Here is a 25529-nt window from a genome sequence, read left to right as displayed (position 1 = left end):
CAACTTAATATTTTTCTCTTATTGATTTCCGGAGTAATCAGTCTTTCCCCCACACAAGGAGGGGACTTTAGCTTAATATGAGCGTTATGACACCGGCTATCGCGCAATAGATGGCAAAATAAATCAGCTTGCCCTTCTTCACAATATTTATCATCCACTTGCAGGCCAGGCAGCCCGAAACAAAAGCAGCCAGGAAACCTACCACCAGCGAAAGCGTCGGAATATCCCCTGCAACCGCCTCACCTTTCATCATCTTCATTCCATCCAGCAGTGCCTCGCCCAGGATGGGAGGCATCACCATCAGGAAAGAGAACTGTGCCAGCTTCGCCTTGTTGTCGCCCAGCAACAGACCGGTTGCAATGGTACTGCCCGAACGGGAAAGCCCCGGAAGCACCGCGCATGCTTGTGCCAGACCGATGATAAAGGCATCCTTCATGCTGATGTTCTCCTTCTGCTTCGGCTTATAATAATAGGAGAAAGACAGCAGCAGAGCTGTCAGCAGCAGGCAGCAGCCCACAACGACCAGTCCCGAACCGAAAATGGCCTCTACTTCGTCCTTGAAAAATACCCCCACAATGCCGATAGGTATCATGGATACCAGTATATTGATGACGTAACGTGTCTCCTCGTTCATCTGCCACTTGAACAGTCCCTTGAAAATCCAGTCAATCTCTTTCCAGAGTATCACCAGCGTACTGAACACCGTAGCCACATGTACCACTATCGTAAAAGCAAGATTCTCCTCTCCCTCAATACCGAACAATGCCGAACCTATGGCGAGGTGTCCGCTACTGCTCACCGGCAGATATTCGGTCAGTCCTTGAATAAGCCCAAGGATAAGCGCTTCAAACCATTCCAATTTGTTTAAGTTTTTAAGTTCTTGAGTTGCCGGAGGGGCTGTCCGGAAGCTCTGTTACTACTTTCTTTCTGATTATTTTTCAGACGCAGATAACGCAGATGACACGGATTTCTAATATTCCAATCTGCGTCATCTGTGTAATCCCCGTCTGAAAGTTTACTCCTCTGCACGACAGCTTTTAGGCTTGCGCAGCACGGCATATATCATGAACACAAACCCCAGCAGGCAAACTACCGGAGCCACCTTGATGCGTCTCACACTAAAAATGTCCGGCTCAAAGGTCGTCGGGGTAGACGCGGGACCGGTCATCAGAAGAAAACCAATGATAACCACCGCCATTCCGATGCCAAGCAGGATAAAATTGGTCTTATCAAAAGCGAATTTCTCTTTACTCATCTATACATTTACTATTTTACTATTTACAATTTACTATTTGGAGGCTGCGATAACAGTGCTTTCTCTCTATGCACTTCAAGGCGTTAAATATAATACAGTGTGCTTGCCTTCATCCTCAGATATTTGTTGATGGAAAGCAAAGCGCACAGCCACGTAATAAGTACACCGAACACCAGCACGGCACCCGACACCAGCACCATCACCTCGGGCGTAATCACCTTGACCAACTCCGGTTCGTAGGACACCAGCCAATAGGCGGCTCCCCACAGAATGCTGTCGGCTATGAAAGCGGCCAGCACACCTATCCAGAAATTGCGCCGCAGAAACGGACGACGGATGAATGCCCAGCTTGCTCCCACCAGCTTCATGGTGTGGATAAGGAAACGCTTGGAATATATAGCCAGACGGATGGTGTTGTTTATCAGCGCAAAGGAGATAAACGTCAGTATCACAGCCAGCCCCAGCAGCATCAAGCTGATATTCCTTATATTATCGTTCACGGCATCTATCAAGTCTTTCTGGTAGAGCACTTCCTGGATATTGGTATTCTTTTTAATCAGTTTCTCTATTTTGGCGATGCTGTCCGAATTGGCATAGTCGGAATGCAGCTTGATTTCGATGGAGGCAGTGAAAGGATTGTAGCCGAGGAACTCTTGCGGGTCCGTACCCATCGCCTCAGTCTGCTCGCGGAGTGCCTGCTTCTTGGAAATGTATTCCGTCTGCTTCACAAAAGCCTCCTTGTCCAGCCTCTTCTGAAGCTTCAGGATGTCGCTCTCCTTCATGTCGTCACTGACAAGCACGGAGAAACTGATGTTCTCCTTGACGTACACGGAAAGATTATGAGCCGCGAGCACAAAGAATACGACCAGCCCCAACAGCAGTAACACCAGCGTCGTACTGATGCTGGACGTAATGAACTGCATGTCAAAATAGGATACCGAGTTATTCTTTGCTTTCATTATACCAATTATAAGTTACGAGTTACAAGCTACAAGTTATGTAAATCAGTCGCTATTAATCATTAATCCCTAATCCCTTTTCTCACCCTTTCTTCCTGAACACGTAAATCATGGAACTGCTGCGTTCCTTCTTCACCAACGCGCTGAACCAGGCCAGTGTACCGGTCACCATTCCCCGCAGGAAAGTACACGAGTGCCTCATGTGCTTTTCTGTCAGCATGGAGACGTAGAAGGCATCGAACGGCATGGGATGCCGCTCTGCCATGATGAAGCCATGCTTGGAACCGAATTGCTGGATGGTGCCCGGTGTGAAGTGCCACAAATGGCGGGGCACATCGTAGGCAGCCCAGTAAGCCCCGTATTTCTTTGCGTCGAAGGAGGAACAGTTGGGCACAGCTACAATCAGCACCCCCTTTTCAGTCAGCAGGGAGTGCAAGGTTTCCCACGTTTCGTTGAGGGGTTCCAGATGTTCCATGACATGCCATAGGGTGATGACGTCGAAACTGCCCGGTGCAAAATCTTTCAATGCCGTATGGGGTTTCACATCCAGATTGAAGTGTTCTTTGGCAAAGGCACGCGCCTGCGCACTCTTTTCCACAGCTTCCACCTGCCAGCCGCGACGCTGCATGACATCGGCAAAGTAACCGGTCCCCGTACCCAAATCCAGCAGGCTGCCCTCCTTGCGGTGTGCTTCACGGAGCACAAGGCGTGCCTTGCGTCCCAGCATATAGTTGCGCACCCAATGGTACACGGAGTTCATCGCCCCCTTGCGGGTATCGGTATGTGATATGTAATCAGGAGTTTCGTAGTAACGACCGATTTCAGCCTCCACGGGAAAGTCTTGCGTGAAAAGGAAACCGCAATCCCGGCAGCGGCACAAGTGGAACATTTCGCCCGAGGCATAATGGTCTACACATGTCAGGGCACGCTCCAAATGCGTTCCACCACATAACGGACAAGCTTTTATAGTGAGTTTATTCATCGAACGTTCTGCCAATAAGGAAGTGCAGCCCGAATGAAACAGACCACACCATACCTAAATTTGGTGCAAAATAACAAATAAAAAGTGATTTATAGGGTTTCCATTAAGGAGATTTAAGAAAACAAACGCTTGCTCCGGCCAGCTGGCGGAACGAATGACCAACTGTTCGATATTAAGCGGACAACTGTCCGATAATGAACAGTTTTCGAAAGCATCTATTCATTGATTATCAACAACTTAAATCTTTGGCATGGGAATTGACTATAATTAGGCGAAGGCGTTTGAGAAAAAGATTAGTTGGAATGCAACTTTTTAATCGGGAACAACGTCTAAAAGAAACAGAGTAAGTAACAACAATTAAAAATAAAGATTATGAAAACTACAAATTTATTCAAGGCAGTCGCATTCGTAGCAATGACTATCGTAAGCGTTATGAATACAGAAGTGAAAGCTCAGGAAAACAACTTCATCACCAATGAAGAAGTGAAAAACGAATTAGTAGTTGCCAAGACCATCTTTAAGCAAGACGGTGCACAACTTTACCGGCACATCCGTTATGAATACTCTTATGACGACCAGAAACGCCTGACCTGCAAGGAAGCCTCCAAGTGGGACGGTGCAAAAGACGAATGGACACCTTACTTTAAGATGACATACCAATATGGCAATGATGAAATCACCATGTCCTACGCACGTTGGAACGAGTCTCACAAGGCTTATGACAAAGACATGAAGAAAAGTGTGTATGAATTGAACGATGAAAACATGCCGGTAGCTTACAAACTCTACAATCAGGACGCGCCAAAGTCCGAATTGACCCTGGTAAGCTACAACAAGACCGACTACGTAGCGAATATTCTGGCCATGGCAGAATAAAATTTAAAGTTTATAATATGAAAAGCACGAGCCTCACGGCTCGTGCTTTTATTCTATATACCGGTGTCATCATACTGATGTCATCGAGACTTTTCTATCCCGTCAGCCGGCTACCTCTTCTCCTTTCAGCGTAGCCGAACTGGATTCGGTAACCTTCACCATCACAAAATCGCCCACACGGTGCGTGCCACGGTCAAACACCACCACACGGTTTTGTTCCGTACGGCCGAACAACTGGTCACGACTACGTTTGGAAACACCTTCCACCAGCACCTCGTACGTCTTGCCCACGCAACGGGCATTCGCCTCGGCAGAGAGACGGTTTTGTAAGGCGATGATTTCATTCAGACGGCGAATCTTCACCTCCTCGGGCACATCGTCCGGCAGGTACTTGGAAGCATGCGTACCGGGGCGTTCGCTGTACTTGAACATAAAGGCGGAATCGTATCCGCACTCCTCCATCAGCGAGAGGGAAAGCTGGTGGTCCTCCTCCGTCTCACTATGGAAACCGGAGAATATATCCGTAGATAAGCCACAATCGGGGATGATGCGGCGGATGGCTGCCACGCGGTCCATATACCACTCGCGGTCGTACTTGCGGTTCATCAGCTTCAGGATGCGGCTGCTCCCACTCTGTACCGGCAGGTGGATGTGCTTACATACGTTGGGCATGTCGGCAATGACCTGGAGAGTTTCGTCGCTCATGTCTTTAGGGTGCGAGGTAGTGAAACGGATACGTACGCCCGGCGCTGCCTCTGCCACGGTGCGCAGCAGCATTGGAAAAGTAATCGTCTCTCCGTCCGGCTTCTCGAAGCGATAAGAATTGACGTTCTGTCCCAGCAGGGTGACTTCCTTATAACCCTTTGCCACGAGGTCGGCCACTTCATTGAGGATGCTTTCCACATCACGGCTACGCTCACGGCCACGGGTGTAGGGAACGATGCAGTAAGTACAGAAATTATTGCACCCACGCATGATGGAGACGAAGCCGGAGATGTGGTTTCCGCAAATGCGCGAGGGGATGACATCCCGATAGGTCTCTGTGGTGGAGAGCTCCACGTTCATTGCTTTCTCACCGGCCTCTACCGAGGCAATCAGTTCGGGCAGAGTAAGGTAGGCATCCGGCCCCACCACCAGGTCCACATGATGGTTGGTGATTAAGTCGTCCTTCACACGCTCTGCCATACAGCCCAGCACACCCACTATCAGGCCGCGTTTCTTCTTCTTGAGCGAGTGGAAGAACTCCAGACGGTTCAGAATCTTCTGCTCCGCATTGTCGCGGATGGAGCAGGTGTTCATAAACACTGCATCGGCTTCCTCCAGGGTGTCGGCCACCGAATATCCCGCCATCTGCATGACGGATGCAATCACTTCACTGTCGGCCACATTCATCTGGCAGCCGTAAGTCTCGATAAACAACTTCTTGTTGTCATCAGCAGTTGCAGATTTAAAGTCTGCTCCCGTTACTTTTTCCATAATCAGTTCGTTTAAAATCAGTTTATATCATAAGTTGGTATCTGTCATCCGGAGCGCAAAGATACTTCTTCCCTCCCAATAAACGGATGAAATGAAAGAAAAATGCCATTACAAGTTGTCAATCTGCGCCTTATCAGCTAATTTATGTTAAGAGAGCAAACATTTTCCGAGTGTTAATTTGGCATAGAGCAAATTAATTCACAAATTTGTGGAATGAAAGAAACATTAGATTTTTTCATAGTTAAGGTTTAGGTTAAAAAAATTAAGGGGAGCTGTGAAGCTGCCCTTTTTTATTACCAATTCCTTGGCTGTAATCAGATTAAATAATTAACTTTGCCCAAAAGCAAAGATAAGAGATAATTGCACTATCTTTGGGTGGAAAATCAAAAAGAATATGGAAGATGTCTTCAAGTTTCTGTTAGTTGCGGCTGTCATAGTAATCGGACTCGTCAAGCAGTTTAAGAAAGAAGCAAATAAAAATGCTGACAAGAGTCCCGACATACCTATGCCCGACGTTGACAACCCACTGCCCGAATACTGGGGCGGAGATACTTACGGAGGCTTTATTCCCGAAGGCCCCAAGCCGGCAGAAAAGCCCAAGCCGGTATCCAAACCGTCTGCCAAATCCAAGCACACTTCCATAAAGGCTTCCCCTCCCTCCCCGGCATCCCGTCCGCAGGAATCCGATGAAGTAACGTCCGAATACGGCATCCACTCGGCAGAAGAAGCGAGGAAAGCCATCATCTGGTCAGAAATACTTCAACGGAAATATTAAAGACAGTCGATAATTGCAGAACCAATTACGAGCCCCTTCAGAATCTTTACACGAAAAAATAACTATTTATATTATGGCACTCAATTACATTTCGGCAGCAGAAGCTGCGAGCCTGATTAAACATGGCTACAACATCGGCTTGAGCGGATTTACTCCCGCAGGAACAGCCAAAGCCGTTACGGCTGAATTAGCAAAAATCGCGGAAGCAGAACATGCAAAAGGAAACCCGTTTCAGATAGGTATCTTCACCGGTGCTTCTACCGGAGACTCTTGCGACGGTGTGCTCTCGCGCGTCAAGGCCATCCGCTACCGTGCTCCTTACACCACCAACGCCGATTTCCGCAAAGCCGTGAACAACGGTGAAATAGCCTACAACGACATCCACCTTTCACAGATGGCTCAGGAAGTCCGTTACGGTTTCATGGGAAAAGTGAATGTTGCCATCATCGAGGCATGCGAGGTTACTCCCGACGGTAAAATCTACCTGACGGCTGCCGGCGGTATCGCTCCGACTGTCTGCCGCCTGGCCGACCAGATTATCGTGGAACTGAATGCCGCCCACAGCAAGAGTGCCATGGGTCTGCACGACGTCTACGAACCCCTCGACCCTCCTTGCCGCCGCGAAATCCCCATCTACAAACCGAGTGACCGTATCGGCCTGCCCTACATCCAGGTAGACCCGAAAAAGATTGTCGGCGTAGTGGAGACTAACTGGCCGGACGAGGCACGTTCGTTTGCCGCCGCCGACCCGCTGACCGACAAAATCGGACAGAACGTGGCCGACTTCCTTGCCGCCGACATGAAACGCGGAATCATTCCGCCTACCTTCCTGCCGCTGCAATCCGGTGTGGGCAACATTGCCAATGCCGTATTGGGTGCTTTGGGACGTGACAAGACCATCCCCGCTTTTGAAATGTACACAGAAGTCATCCAGAACTCTGTTATCGGACTTATCCGCGAAGGCCGCGTGAAATTCGGCAGCGCCTGCTCACTGACCGTAACGAACGACTGCCTGGAAGGCATCTACCAGGATATGGACTTCTTCCGCGACAAGCTGGTGCTCCGTCCGTCGGAAATCTCCAACAGCCCGGAAGTGGTGCGCCGACTCGGTGTTATCTCCATCAACACCGCCATCGAAGCCGACATCTACGGCAACGTGAACTCCACGCACATCGGCGGTACGAAGATGATGAACGGTATCGGTGGAAGCGGTGACTTCACCCGCAATGCCTATATCTCCATCTTCACCTGTCCGTCCGTTGCCAAGGAAGGTAAAATCTCGGCTATCGTGCCGATGGTTTCGCACATGGACCACACGGAACACGATGTCAATATCATCATCACCGAACAAGGTGTGGCCGACCTCCGCGGCAAGAGTCCGAAAGAACGTGCACAAGCCATCATCGAAAACTGTGTTCATCCGGACTACAAGAACATTCTGTGGGATTACCTGAAACTGACCGACGGCAAGTCACAGACTCCCCATGCCCTGCGCGCCGCACTGGCTATGCACGCTGAGCTGGCCAAAAGTGGAGACATGAAGAATGTAGACTGGGCACAGTATAAATAAACTGCTCCCTAAAAAGGCGGAGAAAAACCGCCCGAAAGATATACCGCGTTGCATGTATATTTCCGGTTTGCTGGATCTATATATGCAACGCGTTGCATATATAGATGGAACACGCTGCATCTATAGTTCCAACAACAAGCTATTTCAGTACCTACTACATCCCTGCATCAATTCCTGGCAAAACCTCCTTCTTACCGGTAAACTCACTATCTTTTGCTTCAGTTTCCTTTTCAGTTTCTTCAATCGATCTCTCACCGAGCCAACACTTATCGTTCGCATTGAGTGAAAAACTGCAATAATTTGTCTAGAGAAATACTTGCCTCCATTTAATCCCTCCTATTCATTGAAAGCGGGCTGCCCCGGAATCACTTCCCAGACAGCCCTTCCTTCACATTTAAAATGAAGATGCAGAGAGAGTAGTATGATGACACTCTATTCCTGACCTCCCCCTAACGCCTTGTAGAGGTTAATCAGGCTTTGTATTTCAGAAAATCGATTTGCCGTCTGTGCCAGTTGTGCGTTGAGCAATGTCTGCCGGGCGGTAAGCACCTCCAGATAGGTGGTGTTGCCATGCTCCATCAGCAGGGAAGTGCTGCGGGCAGCTGTCTGCAAGGAAGCTACCTGCTTGTCCAGCAGTTCGCTTTTGGATAGGCTTGTCTGCCAGGCAGTCAAGGCATCGTTCACCTCGCTGCCTGCATTCAGCAATGTCTGCTGGAAGGCAAGGGAAGCCTCCTCCTGCTGGGCACGGGCTATGCGGTACTGTGCAATGACCTGCCCGCGGGCAAAGAGCGGCTGCGTCAGCGAACCCACTGCCGAAGCCAGGAACTTGCCGGGATTCACAATCATTGAACCGGCAGAATTGGTCCAGCCCGCACTCCCGCCCAGCGTGATGGAGGGATAGAAGGCAGAGCGCGCCGCATTGGTGCCGTAGAACGCCGCTTCCAGTGTCCGCTCAGCCGAACGGACATCAGGACGGCAGGAAAGCATCTGAACAGGAATCCCTATAGAAAAGCCCACGGGGAACTGCTGCTCTGCCAGCACACCGCGCTCGTAATGACGGGGCGTCTCTGCCAGCAACAGCGCAAGGCTGTTCTCCACCTGGTTTATCTGTTCTTCCAAATCGAGCACGGAAGTCTGCACCTGATAGTACGTGGCCTCCATCTGCGACACGGCGGATTCGTTCGCCATGCCCGCATTCATCAGGGCACGGGTGGAAGCAACGGTTTCCCGCCACGTCTCTTCGGTCTGCCTGGAGATGGCAAGCTGCTGGTCCAGCATCAGCAGGGTATAGTAAGTATTGGCTATCCCGGCAATGAGCTGGGTACGCACGGCCTGGCGATAGTCCTGACTCTGCGCATAGAGCGCCTTCGACTGTTTCTTGGCATTGCGCATGCGGCCGAAAATATCCAGCTCCCAACTGGCAGTGACGGGCAGCGAATAGGTCTGTGTGGCCTTGCGGCTGTCAAAGCTGCTCACCGTGCCCTGCGGCGCAAGGGCAAAGGAGGGCAGGAAGGCAAGCTTTGCGGACAGCAGGGTGGCTTCGGCCTCTTCCACGCGGAGCTGTGCCGACTGGTAGTCGGTATTGTTCTGCAACCCTTGTCCGATGAGTGCCTGCAGATGCGGGTCGGTGAAAAGCTCGTGCCAGTCCATGCCGCCCAGGCCAAGGTCCAGGCTGTCTTCGGTGGCAGCCGGAGAACCGGCGAGGCTCTCCGTAAAAGCTGCCATTTCTTCCCCATAGAGGCCGTCGGGGACCTCGGTAGCGGGTTTGTATTTGGTGTACACGCCGCAACTGCTGAACAGCAAACCGGCGGCGGACAATAGGATGATATGTTTCTTCATTGTTCCAATCTGTTTTTATTTTATTTTCCTCAATCTTTCGCCCGTTCTGCCTCACTCTTCTGCTTTTCAAGCAATACCTGCATATCGGCTTCTTCCTCCATTGGCGGACGAACCTTCTCCTGTAAGTACTCGAAGATGATGTAGAACACCGGAACGACGAAAAGCAGCGCTAGCGTTCCGATGAGCATGCCGCCTACTACGCCCGTACCCAGCGAAGAGTTACCGTTGGCGCCCGCACCACTCGAGAACATCAGCGGAAGCATACCGAATATCATCGTCAGCACCGTCATCAGGATAGGACGCAAACGGACCTGGGCGGCCGAATAAGCTGATTCCACAATGCCCATTCCCTTGCGGCGCCGCTCGATGGCATACTCCGTAATCAGGATGGCCGTCTTGGCGAGCAAGCCAATCAGCATAATCACACCCGTCTGCAAATAGATGTTGTTCTCCAATCCCAGAACCTTGGCAAAGAGGAATGAACCCATCAGCCCGAACGGTACGGAGAAGATGACCGCAAACGGTATCAGGAAACTCTCATAAAGACATGCCAGGATGAGATAGATAAGGAAGATACAGATGGCATAAATAAAGACAGTCTGCGCACCACCAGTATTGGCTTCCTCACGTGCCATACCTCCGTACTCGTAACCGTAGCCCAGCGGCAATGTCTGTTCTGCCACTTCCGCAATCACTTTCTGCACTTCACCGGACGAATATCCTTCCGCCGGATTCACGTTGGCGGCGATAGCGCTGTACAGATTGAAACGGTTTGCCGTCTCCGGACCGAGCACCTTGTTCAACGTCACGAACTGGCTGACCGGAGCCATCTCCGTACCGTTGCGCACAAACATATTACCCAGTGCCTGTTCGTCCAGACGATATTCGGGCGATGCCTGCATCATGACGCGGTACACCTTGCCAAACTGATTGTAGTTGGAAATATAGGCACCGCCGCAATAGCTGCCCAATGCGTCGAGCACCGCACCCGGCGAGATACCCGCACGCTTGCACTTGGCAGCATCCACATCTACCGATACCTGCGGGAAATTCATGGCATAAGAGGTATACGCCATAGCCACTTCGGGACGCTGGTTCAACGCACCCAGAAACTGTATCACTGCCTCGTAGAACGTAGCCATGTCACCACCCGTTCTGTCCTGCAGGTTCAGCTCCAGGGAGTTACCCATACCATAGCCCGGAATCATACCCGGCTGGAAGCTGAATATCTGCGCCTCTTTCACGCCGTAGAACTGTGCATTGAGACGGGCCACCACAGCGTCGGACGTGTGTTCGCTCCCCTTCCGCTCGCCCCAGTCCTTCAGACGGATGATGATGGTACCGTAGGAAGTGCCCTGACCGGACATCAGTCCGTATCCTGCCACCTTGGAATAGTGTTCTATCTCGGGAGTGTTTTTCAGGATGTCCTCCAGCTTGTTCATCACCTTCGTGGTTTCTTCCAGCGTGCTTCCCGGAGACGTGCTGACGTTCACCATGATGACACCCTGGTCCTCCTGCGGCACAAGCCCCGTCTTGGTGGTACTCATCAGGTAAACCAGCAATACGACGGTAGCCGCCAATGAAGTCCACACCATCCAGCGGTGATGGATGAAGAACATCACACCTTTCTTATATTTGCCCAGCACGGCGTTGAACGAGGCATTGTATGCCGCACGCACCCGTCCGTTGATGCTCTTCGCACTCTTCGTACCGTCCGACGGACGCATCATGATGGCGCACAAGGCGGGGCAAAGCGTCAATGCCGAAATCATGGAGATGCCCACCGCCGTTGCCATCGTGACACCGAACTGCGTATAGAACACGCCCGAAGTACCGCCCATAAACGTCACGGGGATAAATACCGCCATGAACACGCAGGTACAAGAGATGATGGCCATCGTCACATCGCCCATCGCATCCTTCGTGGCAAGGTAAGGGGACTTGTATCCGGCATCGAACTTGGACTGCACCGCCTCCACCACCACGATGGCATCGTCCACCACCGTACCGATGGCAAGCACCAACGCAAACAGCGTCAGGATATTGAGACTGAACCCCGCAGCCACCAGGCAGGCAAACGTGCCGACCAGCGACACGATAATGGAAATGGAGGGTATAAGCGTACTCTTGAAGTCCTGCAGGAAGAAATACACCACCAGAATTACCAGTATAATGGCAATGACCAGTGTCTCCACCACATTGTGTATGGAAGCGAAGAGGAAGTCGTTGGAACTCATCATCGTCACAAATTCCGTCCCTTCGGGCAGGCTCTTCCTCATCTCGTCTATCTGTGCGGTAATCTGCTTGTTGACAGCGGTTGCGTTGGAGCCTGCCGTCTGGAACATCATGAAAAGTACCGCCGGCTTGCTGTCCATCTCACTGCGGAAACTATAGGTCAGCGTACCCAGCTCCACATCCGCCACGTCCTTCAGACGGAGCACGGAACCGTCACTCTGCGAGCGTACCACTGTGTTCTGGAATTCCTCCACACTCTTCAGACGTCCGCGATACTTCATCGTAAACTGGAACACGTTCTTTGAATTCTCACCCAGCGAACCGGTAGGCGCTTCGATGTTCTGCTCGCCCAATACGGCGGTCACATCCGAAGGGACCAGTCCATACTGCGCCATCCGTTCCGGTTTCAGCCAGATGCGCATACTGTAGGTATCACCCAGCTCCATTACGTCACCCACACCTTCGATACGCTTGATTTGCGGAATCACGTTGATGTCGAGGTAATTGGCAAGGAACGTCTGGTCGTAGCGCCCGTCGGTGCTCACCAAAGCGCCGATTTGCAGGAAGCTGGTCTGCCGCTTCTGGGTAGTCACACCGATTTTCGTCACTTCGGCGGGCAGCAGTCCCTGCGCCTTGGATACGCGGTTCTGTACGTTCACCGCAGCCATGTCGGGGTCCGTGCCCTGCTTGAAATAGACTTGTATGGTGGCAGAACCGGCATTGGTGGCGGTAGAACTGATGTACATCATGTTCTCCACACCGTTGATGCTCTCCTCCAACGGCATGATGACACTGTTCAGCACGGCTTCGGCATCGGCGCCGGTGTAGTTGGCACTGACATATACCGTAGGAGGCGCAATGTCAGGATATTGTTCCACCGGCAGCGTAAAGAGCGAAATGAGCCCTATCACCAGAATCAGTACGGAGATGGAGATAGCCATCACCGGCCGTTTTATAAATATGTTTCCTTTCATCTTAATGGGTCATTGATAGTTGATAAAATAGCAATCATCATTTCACTTGCGTTCCTTCGCGCAGCAGTCCGGCACCTGTGGAAACAATCTCGTCACCCACTTTCAGTCCGTCCAGCACCACGTATTCGCGTCCGTCATTTATTCCTGCCACGGTAATCAGGGCAGAGACGGCCTTGCCATCCACTACCTTGTATACCAACGTCTTGTCCTGCAACTGTACGGTGGCTTCTTGCGGAATCACAATGCAGTTCTTATACGTGGCAGGCACCACCACCGTGCCCGATGCCCCGCTATGGAGCAGGCGCGATTCGTTGGGGAAGACCACGCGTGCCACTACCGTACCCGTCTGGCGGTCGATGACACCACTGATGGACTCGATGGTACCTTTCTTGTCGTAGACGGAATTGTCGTTCAGACGCAGCTCTGCCGCCGGCATGTTCTTCAGCGCCTCGTCCATGCTGCCGTACTGGCGTGTCAGGGCGAGCAACTGGTTCTCGGTCATGGAAAAGTAAACGTACATGTCGCTGTTGTCACTGACCGTTGTCAGCGGTTGCGGCAAGCTGGGGCTGACCAATGCCCCTGCACGGTAGGGCAATGCCCCCACCACCCCGTCGCTGGGACTCTTCACTTCCGTATAGGAGAGGTTGTTGCGTGCGCTTATCTCCTGGGCCTCGGCCTGCGAGAGTTGTGCCTTGGCAGTAAGGTAGCTGTTTTCGGCAGTCTTCAGGCTGAATTCCGAAACCACTTTCTGCGCATACAGTTCCTTGTTGCTGTTATAAGTCAGTTCGGCAGTAGCCAGTGCGGCACGTGCCGCTTCCACATTGGCAACGGCCGTTTTGAGTGCAGCCTTGTAGGGAACCTGGTCGATGATGAAAAGCAGTTGTCCCCGGCGCACCTTCTGCCCCTCGGTCACACACAACTTCTCGATGGTACCCGACACTTGCGGATAAATATCTATGTCCTGCCGTCCGCGTATCGTTGCTGAGTACGAAGTGGAAAGCTCTTTGTCCGTCGCCTCCACTTTCATGGTAGCATAAGAAGGTTTCATTCCGGAAGCATCCGATGCCTGCTTGCAAGATGCCAAACACATTGTACAACCGACAATCCCTATCAGCCGTATCCATTTCCTGTTCAATGTAATCATACTTTTTCTCATTGTCTTTTTGTTAAAACTGGTGGCAAAAGTAGGAGAAAGGAACAACGCCATAATGACCAATTACACTCCAAAGATGTTCCTTTTTCGACATTCATCTTTTTTAAGGCTAATGAATTGTCTATAAATGACATATAGAACAAGAAAGCCGCATAATGGAACATCCCATATTTCCCATTATTCACCAACTTTGCAAAACGAAAAAGGAAGAATATGGAGAAAGGGAACATAAAAATCGTAGAAATCGCGGACTTTAAAAACAGCGAACATGTCCTTGACTATGTAGACAATGACTTTGTCATAATCAACAGTCTGGAGGGAAGCCCCTACAATGAAGATACAATAAGATTGGGATGCTTCCTTATCGCTATCTGTCTAGAAGGCTGCATCCAGTTGGACGTCAACTACAAAACCTACCAACTGGAAGCAGGCGACTTACTGCTCGGCCTTCCCAATACCATTATCAGCCACGCGATGGTAAGCCCGAAGCACAAGATAAGGCTTGCCGCATTCTCCACACAGTTCCTACAACGCGTGGTCAAGATGGAGAAGGATACATGGAATACCGTTATGCATATCCACAACAATCCCATAAAGTCTGTCGGGGAGGAAGGGGACAAGGAAATCTTCAAATTCTACCGAGAACTGCTTATGGCAAAGATAAACGACGAGCCTCATCACTATCACAGGGAAGTGATGCAATACTTGTTTTCTGCCATTTTCTGTGAGATGTTGGGACACCTCAACAAAGAAGTGAACCCTTCAGAAATGACAGTCGATACAAAAGAAAGCATCAAACAGTCCGACTATATCCTGCGTAAGTTTATAGAGATGTTGTCCAAAGACAACGGCATACACCGTTCTGTAGGATATTATGCCGATGCACTCTGCTATAGCCCCAAACACTTTTCGAAGGTCATCAAGCAGGCATGCGGACGTACACCGCTGGACTTGATAAACGAGAATGCCATTGAACACATCAAGTACCGGCTAAAGCATTCGGACAAGTCCATCAAGGAGATTGCAGAAGAATTTAATTTCCCCAACCAGTCTTTCTTCGGGAAGTATGTGAAGTCTTATCTGGGTATGTCTCCGGCACGCTACCGCAATACGAAAGAGGAATGATTTCCCCTACTCTTGGGGCTCACTCCGTAAAGGTCTGCATTAGGAAGCTAAACCTTAACTTTACGACGCTAAAGGTCAACTTTACGATGGCTAAACCTCAACGTATCACTTCATCACACACCGCATCCTGGAAAGCGCGTGCTTCCCTGCCCGACAGTGCATTCTGGTTCATGATGGCAAAGGCTATCTCGTGTCCGTTGCGGGCTTTAAGGTAGCCGGCCAGGCAGTTGATGGCGGTAAAGGAACCCGTCTTGGCATGTACATTTCTGTGGGAAAGGGTGCCTTTCTTCATGCGGAACTCCAGTGTACCGTCCACGCCGCCAATGGGCAAAGCCTTATAAAGTTTCTGGAAAACATCCGTACGCGAGTAGGCATATCGCAGGAAAGAAACCAAGAGTTCCGGTGAAATGTAGTTGTAATTGGAAAGGCCGCAACCATCTGCCAGATTATACCTATCGGGGTTATATCCCATCTCTTTTATCAGCATGCGGATGGCAGAAAGCCCGTCCTCGGCAGAGACACGCTTCTTTCTGCTGCTCTGCACACCCAACCGGCAGAGCATGGCTTCGGCATTGAGATTATCGCTCTCCTTCATTATCTGTTTCACCACATCCTGCACGGAAGTTTCATAGGAAGCCATCCGTACGGAGAGGCTGTCTTGCCGGAACTCACCGAAGAGGTAAGAAGAAGCAGTGGAAGAGGGCTTACCCGTTTCAAAAGCTTCGGATTCCGCTACTTCATTCTCCGGACTTTCCGCTTCTGCCGCCGGAATGCACCGGATGCCTCGTGCCTGCAACCGTTCCATAAAGGTATGCATGAAGAAGTCCTGCGAAGAAAATATATTGACCGTACCTGCACGGCGGGCATCGACGTTGCCCGTCACGGTGATGTTGTTCCCGTTCACCAGCCAGTCGCGCGACACACGGAAACGTCCGGCAGAAGGGGTACGGCTTTGGGTCTTGTTCGTCAGTGTATAATAGGAAGAGGCGGGAGTGCATTCAAGGCGTGCGCTGTCGCCCCGTTCGCCGGGTGTGGCGGTAACCTTCACCACTCCTTTATTCAGCATCAGCGGTGAGAGGTAGGGCTGGAAGGAATAGGGAGTATCATCCCACAACCAGCCGCTGCCCCAGTACAAGGAGTCTTTCATGGAAACATCTCCATACACCTTGCCTTTGATGACAGAGAAGGGGAAACGGGCCACGGCAGCCACCAGGGAATCCAATGCCTCTTCATCAAACTCCGGGTCGTAACCGCCTATCACATACATATCCCCCTGCAAGGTATCGCGCTCAATGGTTCCCTGATACCACACTTCCGTACGGAACGGCTCGTCGGCTTCGGGACGGGAAAGGGCGGTAATGGTGGTCAGCAGCTTCATAGTGGAAGCGGGACGGGAAAGCTTGTCCGCCTGATAGCCGTACAAGGGCTTGCCGGCAGTCAGGTCATAGACCGAAATGGCCACATTAGAGCCTGCGGGAAGTTTGTGTTCTATCAACGCATCAATCCGCGCAGAGAGCGGCTTCACCGGAGTTACCGTCTCTTGGGACCACAATGGGAGCAGGCAGACGGATAAAATTAACAGCAACAATATCCTTTTCATAAATATATTTATCTTTAAAGGCAAAAGTACGACAATCTTACAAATGAACAACAACGAGGTAGTCTTTTCATAAATTATATCCAGCCATCCATCTTAATATTCCTTTAAAAATACTACTTTTGCATAGATTGCATAGGCAAAATCTCCCAGTTACTATCACTCTAAAATTGATGTACCATGAAACTACAACTTACAATTGCCAGCTTTACAATATGCCTCCTTTTCTCCCCCATGCTTCGGGCACAAGAATCTCCGCGCATTGTCAGTTATGACTTAACCGTACAGATTGATGTACCGAACCGACAAGTCGAAGTTGGCGGTTCGTTTGAAGTCGATTTCCAGGACAGTGACTCAATCTCGTTGGTACTATGGCGCCATGCCCGTATCGACACACTACGCCACAGCAGCCGGGAGATAACCTACCGTTTCGATACGCTTGCCCCGGCACCTGCCCAATTCATTCCCGACGGACGGACCTTGACCCTCTACCGGCCGGCAGGAGCCGATGACCGCTGCCGCATAAATACCCGTTACACACTCTACATGCAGGAAGTGCAGGGCCCTGCAAAATCATTCAATGACCATTGGATTGAACTTGGTTACTATACGGGATGGTATCCTGTCTGCAACGGTAACCGGGCAGATTATTCGCACTTACGAATCGGCATCACTGACGGTTATACGGTGAGCGGCTCAGGTATTATTTCCCATACAGAAGAAGGGATATGGGAAATGGAGCAACCTTGGGAGAATTTCGACAATGTTATCCTGGCTTCACCCATGCTGAAAAGCCGCCGCATCAATGATAACGGAACTACCATTGAACTTATCTATACAGACTTCCCGGATGCCGGTGCAGACTCGGCACTTCAATGTTGCCACAATGCCTTGAAATTCTTCCGACGCCTTTATAAAATTGCGGGAGATGAGGATATTTACATGAAATTCCTGCTTTCAGCTTCCGGCACCTCAGGAGGGTACAGCCGTAAAAATTTCATTATGCTCAGTTCCCGAACATTCAATGAATATGTACTCAAGAACACCGCCCACGAAATCGGCCACTTCTGGTGGAACAAGGCTCCGGTGGAATCTTGGCACGACTGGCTGAACGAATCTTTTGCCGAATTCAGTGCTTTGCAATACATACGCCACGCCCGCGGCGAAAAAGCCTATGCCGCTTACATCGACGCCTACCGTAAGGAAACACGCCATATCCGTCCTATCTGGGGTATTGACCGCAACGACCGCGAAGCGCATCTTGCCCTCTATAGGAAAGGGTCAGTACTACTCGCCGACCTGCTTGTCCGGGTGGGTGAAGAACCTTTCTTCAACTTTCTGGCAGGTGTCATCCAAGCCCATATAACAGACACATCGGCTTTCCTGGATTTTGCGGAAAGCCGATTGGGACGTAAAAACCGGGTCTGGATTGAAAAGCGGTTAAAAGAATAAACACCTAATTATTCTTCAACTGTTCCTTTCGCCACCGGCTTCTCAAAATGAGTGCCGCACTTCCTGCATACATACTCCCAATGCTCAGTGCCCGGAGGTGCGGCCGACAATGCCGCAATAACAGCAGCCACCACAGCACGCACCCGATGGCTCTTCTTCAGCACAAACTTAATCTCATCCGAACCGCAATGGGGGCAGTACCTCAACTGTTCCGGAATCATCTGGTTCCGTTCAAGCAGGCGGAGGGCATTGTCATATTCATCTTCATAAACAAATATATCCACTCCCGTGACATCACGGACATATCCGCGCATCACGGAAGACATGTTTTCATTATGCAAAACAGACGCAATGCCCTCATTCTTCAAGGCACCCTGAATGACGTGTGCCTGGAAGGCATCGTCGCAGGTGATTAGCTTTACGGTTTTCATCTTTTATGTTTATATGAAACAATAGTCATGGGTTCTACAATGCCTCCTTGAATATCTCTCCCACCGTGGGGTGCGGAAAGACAATCTTCTTCCATCCATCGGCAGTAAGTTTCAGCTCGATGGCCATGCCTGCCAGCGTGATGATTTCCGAAGCGGGATTACCCAAAACATGTGCCCCCAATACGGTATCGTCGCCACCCAACAGTAACTTGCAGACACCGTTCACACCTTCGTTCTCGGCGACGAAACGACCGCTGTACGCCATCGGCAGCTTCACTGCACGGTAGGCTACGCCTTTCTTCTGAAGGGATTCTTCCGTCTCGCCCACACCGGCTATTTCGGGATTGGTATATACCACGCCGGGGATGGCACGGTAGCTCATGGCATCCTTCTTGCCAATGATGGAATGTATGGCTACTTCCGCCTCGCGGACGGCTGTATGCGCCAGCAAGGAATATCCCGTCAAGTCACCGCAAGCATATACTCCGGGAACGGAGGTCTGCATCTGTCCGTTGACAAAGACATTTCCGCGTTCCGTTCTTTCCAAGCCCAGATTCTCCAATCCGAAGCCTTTCATTACCGGACGGCGCCCGACACTCATCAGAAGCCTTTCGGCAACGACAGAACCGGGACCGTCGGCAGTTTCATAATTCACCTGGATAAGGGAAGAAGCTTCGGCAGCATCCTGTGCAACAGATACCACTTTTGCACTCAGCATGAACTTGATTCCCCGCTTAGCGTACTCTGCACGGAGCATACCCGCCAGCTCTCGGTCCATACCGCCTCCCAGTATCTCGTCCAACATCTCGACGACGGTTACCTGCACTCCCAGGCTGTTGAAGAAAGAAGCGAACTCCATACCGATGACACCGCCGCCGATGATGGCAAGCGAAGCGGGCAGTTCCTTGTTATCCAGTGCATCACGATGAGTCCAATAGGACACTTTGTCTATGCCGGGAATGGCAGGGACAAAGGTTTCGGAACCGGTGCAGAGCAGCAGGTTATCGCATTCGTAGGTTTCTCCGCCGCACTCCACATGATTCTTGTCCGTCACTGTGGCCCCTCCGCTGACAATCGTCACACCATGGGCAGTCAGCTTTCCTTTGACTCCCAATACCAGCTTGCGCACTACCTTCTGCTTGCGAGCAATAATCTTGGGCAAATCGAACGATACTTCGGGCACACTGACCGCATACTTTGCAGCATGGCGGGCTCCGTCATAGGTCTTGGCCGAATACAACAAGGTCTTGGTAGGGATACACCCTTCATTCAGGCACACTCCACCGAGACTCTGCTTCTCAAATAGTACGACACTCAATCCTGCTTTTCCGGCAGCTTCGGCAGCAGTATATCCCGCAGGACCTCCACCGATAATGGCAACTTGGTATTTCATGGAATTAATGGTTAGTGGTTAATGATTAGCGATAATTTGTGCGCAAGTTAATAAAACCCGTATTATCCGGCAAAAAAGAGTACTTCTTTCTTTCGGAGAATACAGCGTAAAGAGGAAATAATTATCTTTGTCGTGCAGCATTTACAAAGAATGCCACGTCCAATGGACATAATCAAATAATAACCAACATGAAAACGACTGACTTATTCCAATCCATCCTTTTGTTCGCTCTTTTCCTTTGCGGCCTGACGGCTTGCAATGATAGCGATGAAATCCGCCTCTCGCCCTTTCAGGAAACTACCGTGAAGGGCGAAGCCTCTACCCTGCAGATAGACCTAACACGCGGCGACTGGCGCATAACCTCCATCACCACCCCATGGGGAGACCTCATGATGGATGGCAACAAGCTCCCACAACTGGAAGGTACGGGAAGCCTGCATTATAAATGGTGGGACTTGGAACGGGACACCGACAGCCATCTCATCCTGCACTTTAAAGACAACTTTGACTTAGATGAATCCCGTAGCCTCATCATCAACCTTGAGATGAAAACGGGACTCTACAAGGAACAAATCATCATACACCAAGAACCGTGCACTAACTTCTATCAGATAGAGTCCATCGAATACAGCGTGGAAGAAGGTGACGGAGTGAAAGAAGCCGGAACAGGACCTGATAAGAGTACCTATAAAAATGAAAATCTGGGAAACACAACCGACAAGCATGACTACTATCCATTCATCAATAAATGGACAGAATACGCATTCATACCCGATGGGCACTCTGATGAAACCTTCAAAAGCATAGACCCGGAGAAACGTAGCATCTATCTGCCCAACCACATAGAAGACGGAAAAATAATCATGGGACAACAACTGTTATTCTTCATCAACCAAGGCAAGTATTACAAAGAAGACGAACTGAGATATAAACATTTTGAAGTAGACATAGTGGGCATGAAATGGAACATATACACTTCAACCATCTACTACAAACGGCTTCAAGTGACATTCACCGCCACCCTTTCACGTCCCGATAGCGATACAAAGAAGGTACTCAAGGGTAAATTCATGCAGAGATACCCTTATGACTGCTCGGAAATACATCACGAAGTAAAGGATTCTTTAGAAGATTAGAGTCCAGTGTCTGTCAGACAAGACTCCACCTCCTCCCTGCTCAATGCCGGAGCTTGCCCATCGGCAAGCTTACGGCATACCAGCCGACCGGCCGCCAGCGCTTCCACCTTTGTTGCAAATGGCAGGCGACCGCTCAAAGCAGGTATAAAAGGTTGATATATCAGGGTATCGGCTCCATGCAGCACCACGTAGCCGTAACCGCCTTCCACCTCCATCACCCGGCATTTCAACTCATTGCCACCGCCGGCAGTATGACCCGAACAGCAAGAAAGGCATACCGCCATCACAGCCGGTACACCTATCTTTATCATAATAAACATCAGCTTCATAAGTTCCGTTCAATTATGGGGCGAATCAGACTTCCTCTTCCTCATCGGGTAGAAGTTCGTACACATCATCAAAGTAGCTGGTACCACTTGTTCCCGTCAGCACAAAACCACGTTCGCCGGTAGAGAAACCAACGGCAGCCCTGCGCGAAGAAGCACCGGAAGGATAATTATGTACATCTGTAATGGGGGTAAAGTCGTCATCGGAATCGCCGTACCATAAGTCCTTGTCAGGGTCGTACAGCCAGTAGTCGCTGCTCAAGGAAGTGCTGTTACGTATTCCCGTAGCCACAAATCCCCTTCCACCGATGACGAAGGATACGGCTTCGGACCGTGTGATGGCGTAGTCATCGTCATAGTCATTGTCGGAGTCCGTATCGGCAATGTCACGCAACTGGGTCCAGTTGCTTCCGTCGAACTTCCAGAAATCCACCAGATCGGTACTGTTGTTTCGCCCGCAACAGATGTAGGCCACCTCATCGATGACGAATGCCGTACCGAAGTAGCGCTTCTCGCCTCCATACCCGCTCACCGCTTCCCATTGCGAACCTTCGGCGCCATTGGGGTTGAAACGGTAGAAGTCCATCTTGTAGGCACTCTCGCTGCCGGTAGCGTCGCTGTTGCAGCCCGTACCGACATAGCCATATCCGCCTATACTGAAAGCCAGGGCACCATCGCGTACTCCACCTTTGAAGTCGTCTTTCCGTGTCCAGGTATCCGTGGCAGGGTCATACTCCCAGGTATCTGCTACACAGTAGGACGAGGAGCCGTCCTTTACGGAACCGGTCGTAATGTATCCCTTGCCATTCACGGCAAAGCCCACGGCAGCCTTGCGCCCGGCAACGGGCATGTCGGCACACTGCGTCCAGCTGTTCCGGCTCATGTCATACTCCCAAAGGTCGTTCAGGTAATCCTTGTTCGCTCCGTAGAAGCCGCCACACAAATATCCATAATTGCCGATGGTGAAGCCGGAGGCATAAGCGCGGTACACACCGTTATAGCTGGCTTTCTTCATCCACTGCCCCTGAGTGTATTCATCCTCGTCCGTACAACTGCCGGCAATGCACACGATGGCCAGCAACATTATTCCTACCAATAGTCTGTTCATTGTTTATTGTTTTTTTAATGATTAAGCTTTATACTTCCCACTTTCCAAAACAAGAAGCTGCGGGAGGTCCTTTTTGTCTGTCCGCAAAAGTAAACCACCGCAACCACACCGACAAAAATAACCGACGAACAGTCCGAAATTCCCGTTAAACGCCTTTACCGATAAAAACCGTCCGAACGCCGATTTTTGTAGGAAGATATAAAAGTTTTGCCTTTCCTTTGCCGCCAACTAAAAGAACAGAAATGAAGAAGTCATTGTACAGCTTATTCGCAGTCCTCGCTATCTTCTGCGCCTGCCAGGACGAGAACTCGCAGCTTGGAAAGAGCCTCGTGGAAAGCTCCTTCTATAATGTATACGCAGACACCTGCTCGGTAGACATCAGCACCATCCTGCTAGACTCCATAGAGACCCGGGGCGACAGCATCTGCCAGCTAGGACATTACCGGAGCAGCGCCTGGGGAGAAGTATCCGCCACCTACTATGCCGAATACTCCACGTCCGACTTCACCCCCAACACAGACTATACCTATACCCTCGACTCCCTCGTACTGCGAATGATACCTTCGGGCCATTTCTGGGGAGATACCCTGACGCAACAGCGCATCTCCATCTACCGGCTGAAAAGCCCTATCGTGCTGGACAACGACGAGGACCTTTACAACAGCACCGTACTCCCGACGGAAGATGCCCCACTCTTCAGCTTTACCTTCACCCCCTGCCCGGGGCGGAAGAAGGAAGTAAGCGTCCGCCTGCCCGACTCATGGGGACAACAACTGCTGAATGACCTCGTGGCCCAAGATGACTACTTCGATACCCAAGACAAGTTCAAGAAGAAATTCCCCGGACTGGTCTTTGTTCCCGAAAACGACGGGCAGTGTATCACCGGATTCATGGTGAATGATTCTGCCATGAGCATCAACCTCCACTACCAGGAAGTCTCCAACCAGCGGACCGGACAAGTGCTGACTTTCAGCGTAAACACCGACTATGCCTATACCGGTATCCGGCACGACCCCACCGGCACCCACCTTGCTTCCCTGAAAAGCGGAATAGAGAACCTCGTCCACTCCAGCGACATGGGTTGCCTGGCCTATATGCAGGGATTGACGGGTTACTACAACCAACTGGAATTCCCCTACCTCAACAGCCTCGGAAGTGCCGGACAGATAGTCTCCATAGAGAGCGCCACACTCTACCTCTATCCTCTGGCCCGGAGCTACAACGAAGTGAGCCAGCTTCCCAATGACATCCGCCTTTATATCACGGACGAGAACAATGTGCTGGAGGACTACGTATACGGCAGTGACGGCGTAACCGTACAGACCGGCGACCTGACCATCGACGAGATGTACGGGAAAGAGACCTACTACTCCTTCGACCTCACCGAATTCATCCGCAACAACTACGGCACTTCGGGCATCAAGCGGCAGAAACTGCTGATGAGTCTGACAGACGAAGAAAGCACCACCACCTTCAACCAGGTCATCTTCACCAACGACCCCGAACAAGAAAACCAATGCAGATTAGACGTAAGATTCAAAATATACAACGAGCAATGAAACGCCATTACCGGATTCCCCTTCTGCTGTGCAGTCTGTGTACGGCAAGCCTCACCGCCGTGGCACAAAACACCACCAACCTGCCCACCTCCATGTACGGAGTGGGCGAACTGAGTGCCGGTGACGGCGGACGTTATGCCGGCATGGGCAACACGGGCATCGCCCTGAACCGTACCGGATTTCTGAACACGCTGAACCCCGCAGCCATCACCCGCATGGACACCGCCTGCTTCACGTTCGATGTGGGTGCATCTGCCTCATATGCCCGCTACTCCTTCCTGAGCGAACACAGCTCCAACTTCACCGGCAACCCCAACCGCATCAGCATGGGCTTCCGTGTCCTGCCGCGCTGGTATGCCCTTGTAGGTGCAGCACCATACAGCAGTGTGGGCTATGTCATCCAGACCGAAGAAGAGATAGAGGGAATGCCCGGCAACTACACCTACTCGCTCTTTGAGGGTACGGGCGGACTATACCGGTGCTACGTCACCAATGCCTTTGCACTGAGCAGGCAACTGTCGGTCGGCATCAACCTGGGGATGATAGCGGGCACAGTGACGCAAAGCGAAACGCAGGAAAGCGCCGTCGTAAAGTACGAATCTTCTAAACGGGCCTTTTATGCGGACTTCGGCATACATTACGAATGGGGTGCGACCGGACAACGGAAGTGGGCGGCAGGGCTGGTATTTGCTCCCTCCCTTCCCATCAGCCACGACAATACACTGACTTACAGCAACTCATCTACCAGCGAGAACCTCGATAAAGGATACCACAGCCGTACACAATATCTGCCCATGCACCTCGGCACCGGCCTCAGCATGGTCACCGAACGCTGGGTGCTGACCGCCGACTACAACTACCTGGACTGGAGCCGCAACTCCTCCTCTTACACTTCCATGAAATACGAGAACCAGCACAAAGTGAACCTGGGAGGCAGCTACATTACCAAGCCACGTCTGGCACGTTCCACCGAGCTGATGGGCGGAATAGGTTTCGGCAACTCCTATATCAACCTGAAAGGCGGGAAGATGCAGTATCTGGAAGCCAGTGTAGGGGCGAGCTTCCCCATCCGGTACTCCTATCTTTCGCTGGGCGCCACCTGGCGGAAACAACTGAACACACGCAGCAATCTGATGCAGGAAAGCCGATTCAGCCTGAATCTGAACTTGACGTTCGGGGAAAGGATTTCGAGGGCAAAACTAAAGTAATACAAGGTTCCGGTTCACCACAGATTACACGGATTTTACACAGAATGATTATCATTTGTTGGATCTATATATGCAACGCGTTGCATATATAGATGCAGCA

At 51.0% G+C, this 25529-nt stretch carries 21 protein-coding genes; 8 read left to right on the top strand and 13 right to left on the bottom strand.

What is annotated here, in order from left to right; all coding sequences use genetic code 11:
- Positions 1 to 67: 67 nt before the first annotated feature.
- The 4 genes from DWY55_RS16360 to DWY55_RS16345 all read right to left on the bottom strand — a co-directional run bounded on the left by DWY55_RS16360 (position 68) and on the right by DWY55_RS16345 (position 3196).
- The gene (locus tag DWY55_RS16360; protein ID WP_005825291.1) at positions 68 to 859 is read right to left on the bottom strand and encodes an undecaprenyl-diphosphate phosphatase; all 792 of its coding nucleotides are present in this window, start codon (positions 857 to 859) and stop codon (positions 68 to 70) included.
- 156 nt (positions 860 to 1015) lie between these two features.
- Entirely contained in the window at positions 1016 to 1255 is a 240-nt protein-coding gene (locus DWY55_RS16355; protein WP_005825288.1) for a DUF3098 domain-containing protein, read from the bottom strand.
- Positions 1256 to 1338: 83 nt separating this feature from the next.
- Positions 1339 to 2214: a cell division protein FtsX gene (locus tag DWY55_RS16350; RefSeq protein ID WP_005825286.1), complete on the bottom strand. Its 876-nt coding sequence runs from the start codon at positions 2212 to 2214 to the stop codon at positions 1339 to 1341.
- Between the two features lie 82 nt (positions 2215 to 2296).
- Positions 2297 to 3196 carry a class I SAM-dependent methyltransferase gene (locus tag DWY55_RS16345; RefSeq protein ID WP_005825283.1) on the bottom strand — a complete coding sequence of 300 codons (900 nt, stop codon included), beginning with the start codon at positions 3194 to 3196 and terminating at the stop codon, positions 2297 to 2299.
- Positions 3197 to 3568: 372 nt separating this feature from the next.
- On the opposite strand from DWY55_RS16345, the gene DWY55_RS16340 reads away from it, so the two are divergent.
- Positions 3569 to 4072, top strand: coding sequence for a DUF3836 domain-containing protein (locus DWY55_RS16340; protein ID WP_061412788.1), 504 nt, complete (start codon positions 3569 to 3571; stop codon positions 4070 to 4072).
- 102 nt (positions 4073 to 4174) lie between these two features.
- Here the strand turns inward: DWY55_RS16340 and miaB are convergent, their stop codons facing one another.
- Positions 4175 to 5548 (bottom strand): tRNA (N6-isopentenyl adenosine(37)-C2)-methylthiotransferase MiaB, encoded by a 1374-nt coding sequence (miaB, locus tag DWY55_RS16335; protein WP_008662310.1) that lies wholly within the window; start codon positions 5546 to 5548, stop codon positions 4175 to 4177.
- 394 nt (positions 5549 to 5942) lie between these two features.
- On the opposite strand from miaB, the gene DWY55_RS16330 reads away from it, so the two are divergent.
- Both DWY55_RS16330 and DWY55_RS16325 read left to right on the top strand, forming a co-directional pair.
- Positions 5943 to 6323, top strand: coding sequence for a hypothetical protein (locus DWY55_RS16330; protein WP_005825277.1), 381 nt, complete (start codon positions 5943 to 5945; stop codon positions 6321 to 6323).
- Between the two features lie 73 nt (positions 6324 to 6396).
- A complete protein-coding gene (locus tag DWY55_RS16325) occupies positions 6397 to 7893 on the top strand; it encodes an acetyl-CoA hydrolase/transferase family protein (protein ID WP_117878851.1) in 1497 nt (498 codons plus the stop codon).
- Positions 7894 to 8325: 432 nt separating this feature from the next.
- On the opposite strand, the gene DWY55_RS16320 is transcribed toward DWY55_RS16325, so the two are convergent.
- The 3 genes from DWY55_RS16320 to DWY55_RS16310 are packed head-to-tail and all read right to left on the bottom strand — an operon-like array spanning position 8326 to position 14085.
- Positions 8326 to 9732, bottom strand: coding sequence for a TolC family protein (locus tag DWY55_RS16320; RefSeq protein ID WP_117719978.1), 1407 nt, complete (start codon positions 9730 to 9732; stop codon positions 8326 to 8328).
- 29 nt (positions 9733 to 9761) lie between these two features.
- The gene (locus DWY55_RS16315) at positions 9762 to 12941 is read right to left on the bottom strand and encodes an efflux RND transporter permease subunit (protein WP_005825274.1); all 3180 of its coding nucleotides are present in this window, start codon (positions 12939 to 12941) and stop codon (positions 9762 to 9764) included.
- Between the two features lie 37 nt (positions 12942 to 12978).
- Positions 12979 to 14085 (bottom strand): efflux RND transporter periplasmic adaptor subunit, encoded by a 1107-nt coding sequence (locus DWY55_RS16310; RefSeq protein ID WP_117589775.1) that lies wholly within the window; start codon positions 14083 to 14085, stop codon positions 12979 to 12981.
- Positions 14086 to 14307: 222 nt separating this feature from the next.
- Here DWY55_RS16310 and DWY55_RS16300 point away from each other — a divergent pair, with 222 nt between their 5' ends.
- A complete protein-coding gene (locus tag DWY55_RS16300) occupies positions 14308 to 15219 on the top strand; it encodes a helix-turn-helix domain-containing protein (protein ID WP_022400615.1) in 912 nt (303 codons plus the stop codon).
- Positions 15220 to 15316: 97 nt separating this feature from the next.
- On the opposite strand, the gene DWY55_RS16295 is transcribed toward DWY55_RS16300, so the two are convergent.
- Entirely contained in the window at positions 15317 to 16819 is a 1503-nt protein-coding gene (locus DWY55_RS16295) for a D-alanyl-D-alanine carboxypeptidase/D-alanyl-D-alanine-endopeptidase (RefSeq protein WP_117713778.1), read from the bottom strand.
- Positions 16820 to 16996: 177 nt separating this feature from the next.
- Between DWY55_RS16295 and DWY55_RS16290 the strand changes: the two genes are divergently transcribed.
- Positions 16997 to 18268 carry a M1 family aminopeptidase gene (locus DWY55_RS16290; protein WP_117878850.1) on the top strand — a complete coding sequence of 424 codons (1272 nt, stop codon included), beginning with the start codon at positions 16997 to 16999 and terminating at the stop codon, positions 18266 to 18268.
- Between the two features lie 8 nt (positions 18269 to 18276).
- Here the strand turns inward: DWY55_RS16290 and DWY55_RS16285 are convergent, their stop codons facing one another.
- Both DWY55_RS16285 and lpdA read right to left on the bottom strand, forming a co-directional pair.
- Positions 18277 to 18699, bottom strand: coding sequence for a DUF2007 domain-containing protein (locus DWY55_RS16285; protein WP_005825260.1), 423 nt, complete (start codon positions 18697 to 18699; stop codon positions 18277 to 18279).
- Between the two features lie 34 nt (positions 18700 to 18733).
- Positions 18734 to 20092, bottom strand: coding sequence for a dihydrolipoyl dehydrogenase (gene lpdA / locus DWY55_RS16280; protein ID WP_005833983.1), 1359 nt, complete (start codon positions 20090 to 20092; stop codon positions 18734 to 18736).
- A 188-nt stretch (positions 20093 to 20280) separates the two neighbouring features.
- Between lpdA and DWY55_RS16275 the strand changes: the two genes are divergently transcribed.
- Positions 20281 to 21228 (top strand): hypothetical protein, encoded by a 948-nt coding sequence (locus tag DWY55_RS16275; protein ID WP_120178156.1) that lies wholly within the window; start codon positions 20281 to 20283, stop codon positions 21226 to 21228.
- On the opposite strand, the gene DWY55_RS16270 is transcribed toward DWY55_RS16275, so the two are convergent.
- Together DWY55_RS16270 and DWY55_RS16265 are read right to left on the bottom strand one after the other, a co-directional pair.
- Positions 21225 to 21557, bottom strand: coding sequence for a DUF4907 domain-containing protein (locus DWY55_RS16270; RefSeq protein WP_005825250.1), 333 nt, complete (start codon positions 21555 to 21557; stop codon positions 21225 to 21227). The genes DWY55_RS16275 and DWY55_RS16270 overlap by 4 nt on opposite strands.
- A gap of 25 nt (positions 21558 to 21582) precedes the next feature.
- The gene (locus DWY55_RS16265; RefSeq protein WP_005825248.1) at positions 21583 to 22662 is read right to left on the bottom strand and encodes a Kelch repeat-containing protein; all 1080 of its coding nucleotides are present in this window, start codon (positions 22660 to 22662) and stop codon (positions 21583 to 21585) included.
- A 242-nt stretch (positions 22663 to 22904) separates the two neighbouring features.
- Here DWY55_RS16265 and DWY55_RS16260 point away from each other — a divergent pair, with 242 nt between their 5' ends.
- Positions 22905 to 24221 (top strand): DUF4270 family protein, encoded by a 1317-nt coding sequence (locus DWY55_RS16260; RefSeq protein WP_117878848.1) that lies wholly within the window; start codon positions 22905 to 22907, stop codon positions 24219 to 24221.
- Positions 24218 to 25429, top strand: a complete 1212-nt coding sequence (locus DWY55_RS16255) for a hypothetical protein (protein WP_117878846.1) — start codon at positions 24218 to 24220, stop codon at positions 25427 to 25429. Before DWY55_RS16260 ends, DWY55_RS16255 begins: the two co-directional genes overlap by 4 nt.
- Positions 25430 to 25529 lie beyond the last annotated feature (100 nt).

Origin of the sequence: Bacteroides sp. AF25-38AC, assembly GCF_003602995.1 — a bacterium.
GTDB lineage: Bacteria > Bacteroidota > Bacteroidia > Bacteroidales > Bacteroidaceae > Bacteroides > Bacteroides uniformis.
Note: the sequence above shows the minus strand (reverse complement) of the source record. Positions and strands in the feature narration are given on the sequence as shown.

Bases quoted from the DNA above. Each gene is read 5' to 3' on its own strand.
- DWY55_RS16355 (WP_005825288.1), bottom strand. From the start codon at position 1,255: ATGAGTAAAGAGAAATTCGCTTTTGATAAGACCAATTTTATCCTGCTT.
- DWY55_RS16350 (WP_005825286.1), bottom strand. From the start codon at position 2,214: ATGAAAGCAAAGAATAACTCGGTATCCTATTTTGACATGCAGTTCATT.
- DWY55_RS16345 (WP_005825283.1), bottom strand. From the start codon at position 3,196: ATGAATAAACTCACTATAAAAGCTTGTCCGTTATGTGGTGGAACGCAT.
- DWY55_RS16340 (WP_061412788.1), top strand. From the start codon at position 3,569: ATGAAAACTACAAATTTATTCAAGGCAGTCGCATTCGTAGCAATGACT.
- miaB (WP_008662310.1), bottom strand. From the start codon at position 5,548: ATGGAAAAAGTAACGGGAGCAGACTTTAAATCTGCAACTGCTGATGAC.
- DWY55_RS16330 (WP_005825277.1), top strand. From the start codon at position 5,943: ATGGAAGATGTCTTCAAGTTTCTGTTAGTTGCGGCTGTCATAGTAATC.
- DWY55_RS16325 (WP_117878851.1), top strand. From the start codon at position 6,397: ATGGCACTCAATTACATTTCGGCAGCAGAAGCTGCGAGCCTGATTAAA.
- DWY55_RS16320 (WP_117719978.1), bottom strand. From the start codon at position 9,732: ATGAAGAAACATATCATCCTATTGTCCGCCGCCGGTTTGCTGTTCAGC.
- DWY55_RS16315 (WP_005825274.1), bottom strand. From the start codon at position 12,941: ATGAAAGGAAACATATTTATAAAACGGCCGGTGATGGCTATCTCCATC.
- DWY55_RS16310 (WP_117589775.1), bottom strand. From the start codon at position 14,085: ATGATTACATTGAACAGGAAATGGATACGGCTGATAGGGATTGTCGGT.
- DWY55_RS16300 (WP_022400615.1), top strand. From the start codon at position 14,308: ATGGAGAAAGGGAACATAAAAATCGTAGAAATCGCGGACTTTAAAAAC.
- DWY55_RS16295 (WP_117713778.1), bottom strand. From the start codon at position 16,819: ATGAAAAGGATATTGTTGCTGTTAATTTTATCCGTCTGCCTGCTCCCA.
- DWY55_RS16290 (WP_117878850.1), top strand. From the start codon at position 16,997: ATGAAACTACAACTTACAATTGCCAGCTTTACAATATGCCTCCTTTTC.
- DWY55_RS16285 (WP_005825260.1), bottom strand. From the start codon at position 18,699: ATGAAAACCGTAAAGCTAATCACCTGCGACGATGCCTTCCAGGCACAC.
- lpdA (WP_005833983.1), bottom strand. From the start codon at position 20,092: ATGAAATACCAAGTTGCCATTATCGGTGGAGGTCCTGCGGGATATACT.
- DWY55_RS16275 (WP_120178156.1), top strand. From the start codon at position 20,281: ATGAAAACGACTGACTTATTCCAATCCATCCTTTTGTTCGCTCTTTTC.
- DWY55_RS16270 (WP_005825250.1), bottom strand. From the start codon at position 21,557: ATGAAGCTGATGTTTATTATGATAAAGATAGGTGTACCGGCTGTGATG.
- DWY55_RS16265 (WP_005825248.1), bottom strand. From the start codon at position 22,662: ATGAACAGACTATTGGTAGGAATAATGTTGCTGGCCATCGTGTGCATT.
- DWY55_RS16260 (WP_117878848.1), top strand. From the start codon at position 22,905: ATGAAGAAGTCATTGTACAGCTTATTCGCAGTCCTCGCTATCTTCTGC.
- DWY55_RS16255 (WP_117878846.1), top strand. From the start codon at position 24,218: ATGAAACGCCATTACCGGATTCCCCTTCTGCTGTGCAGTCTGTGTACG.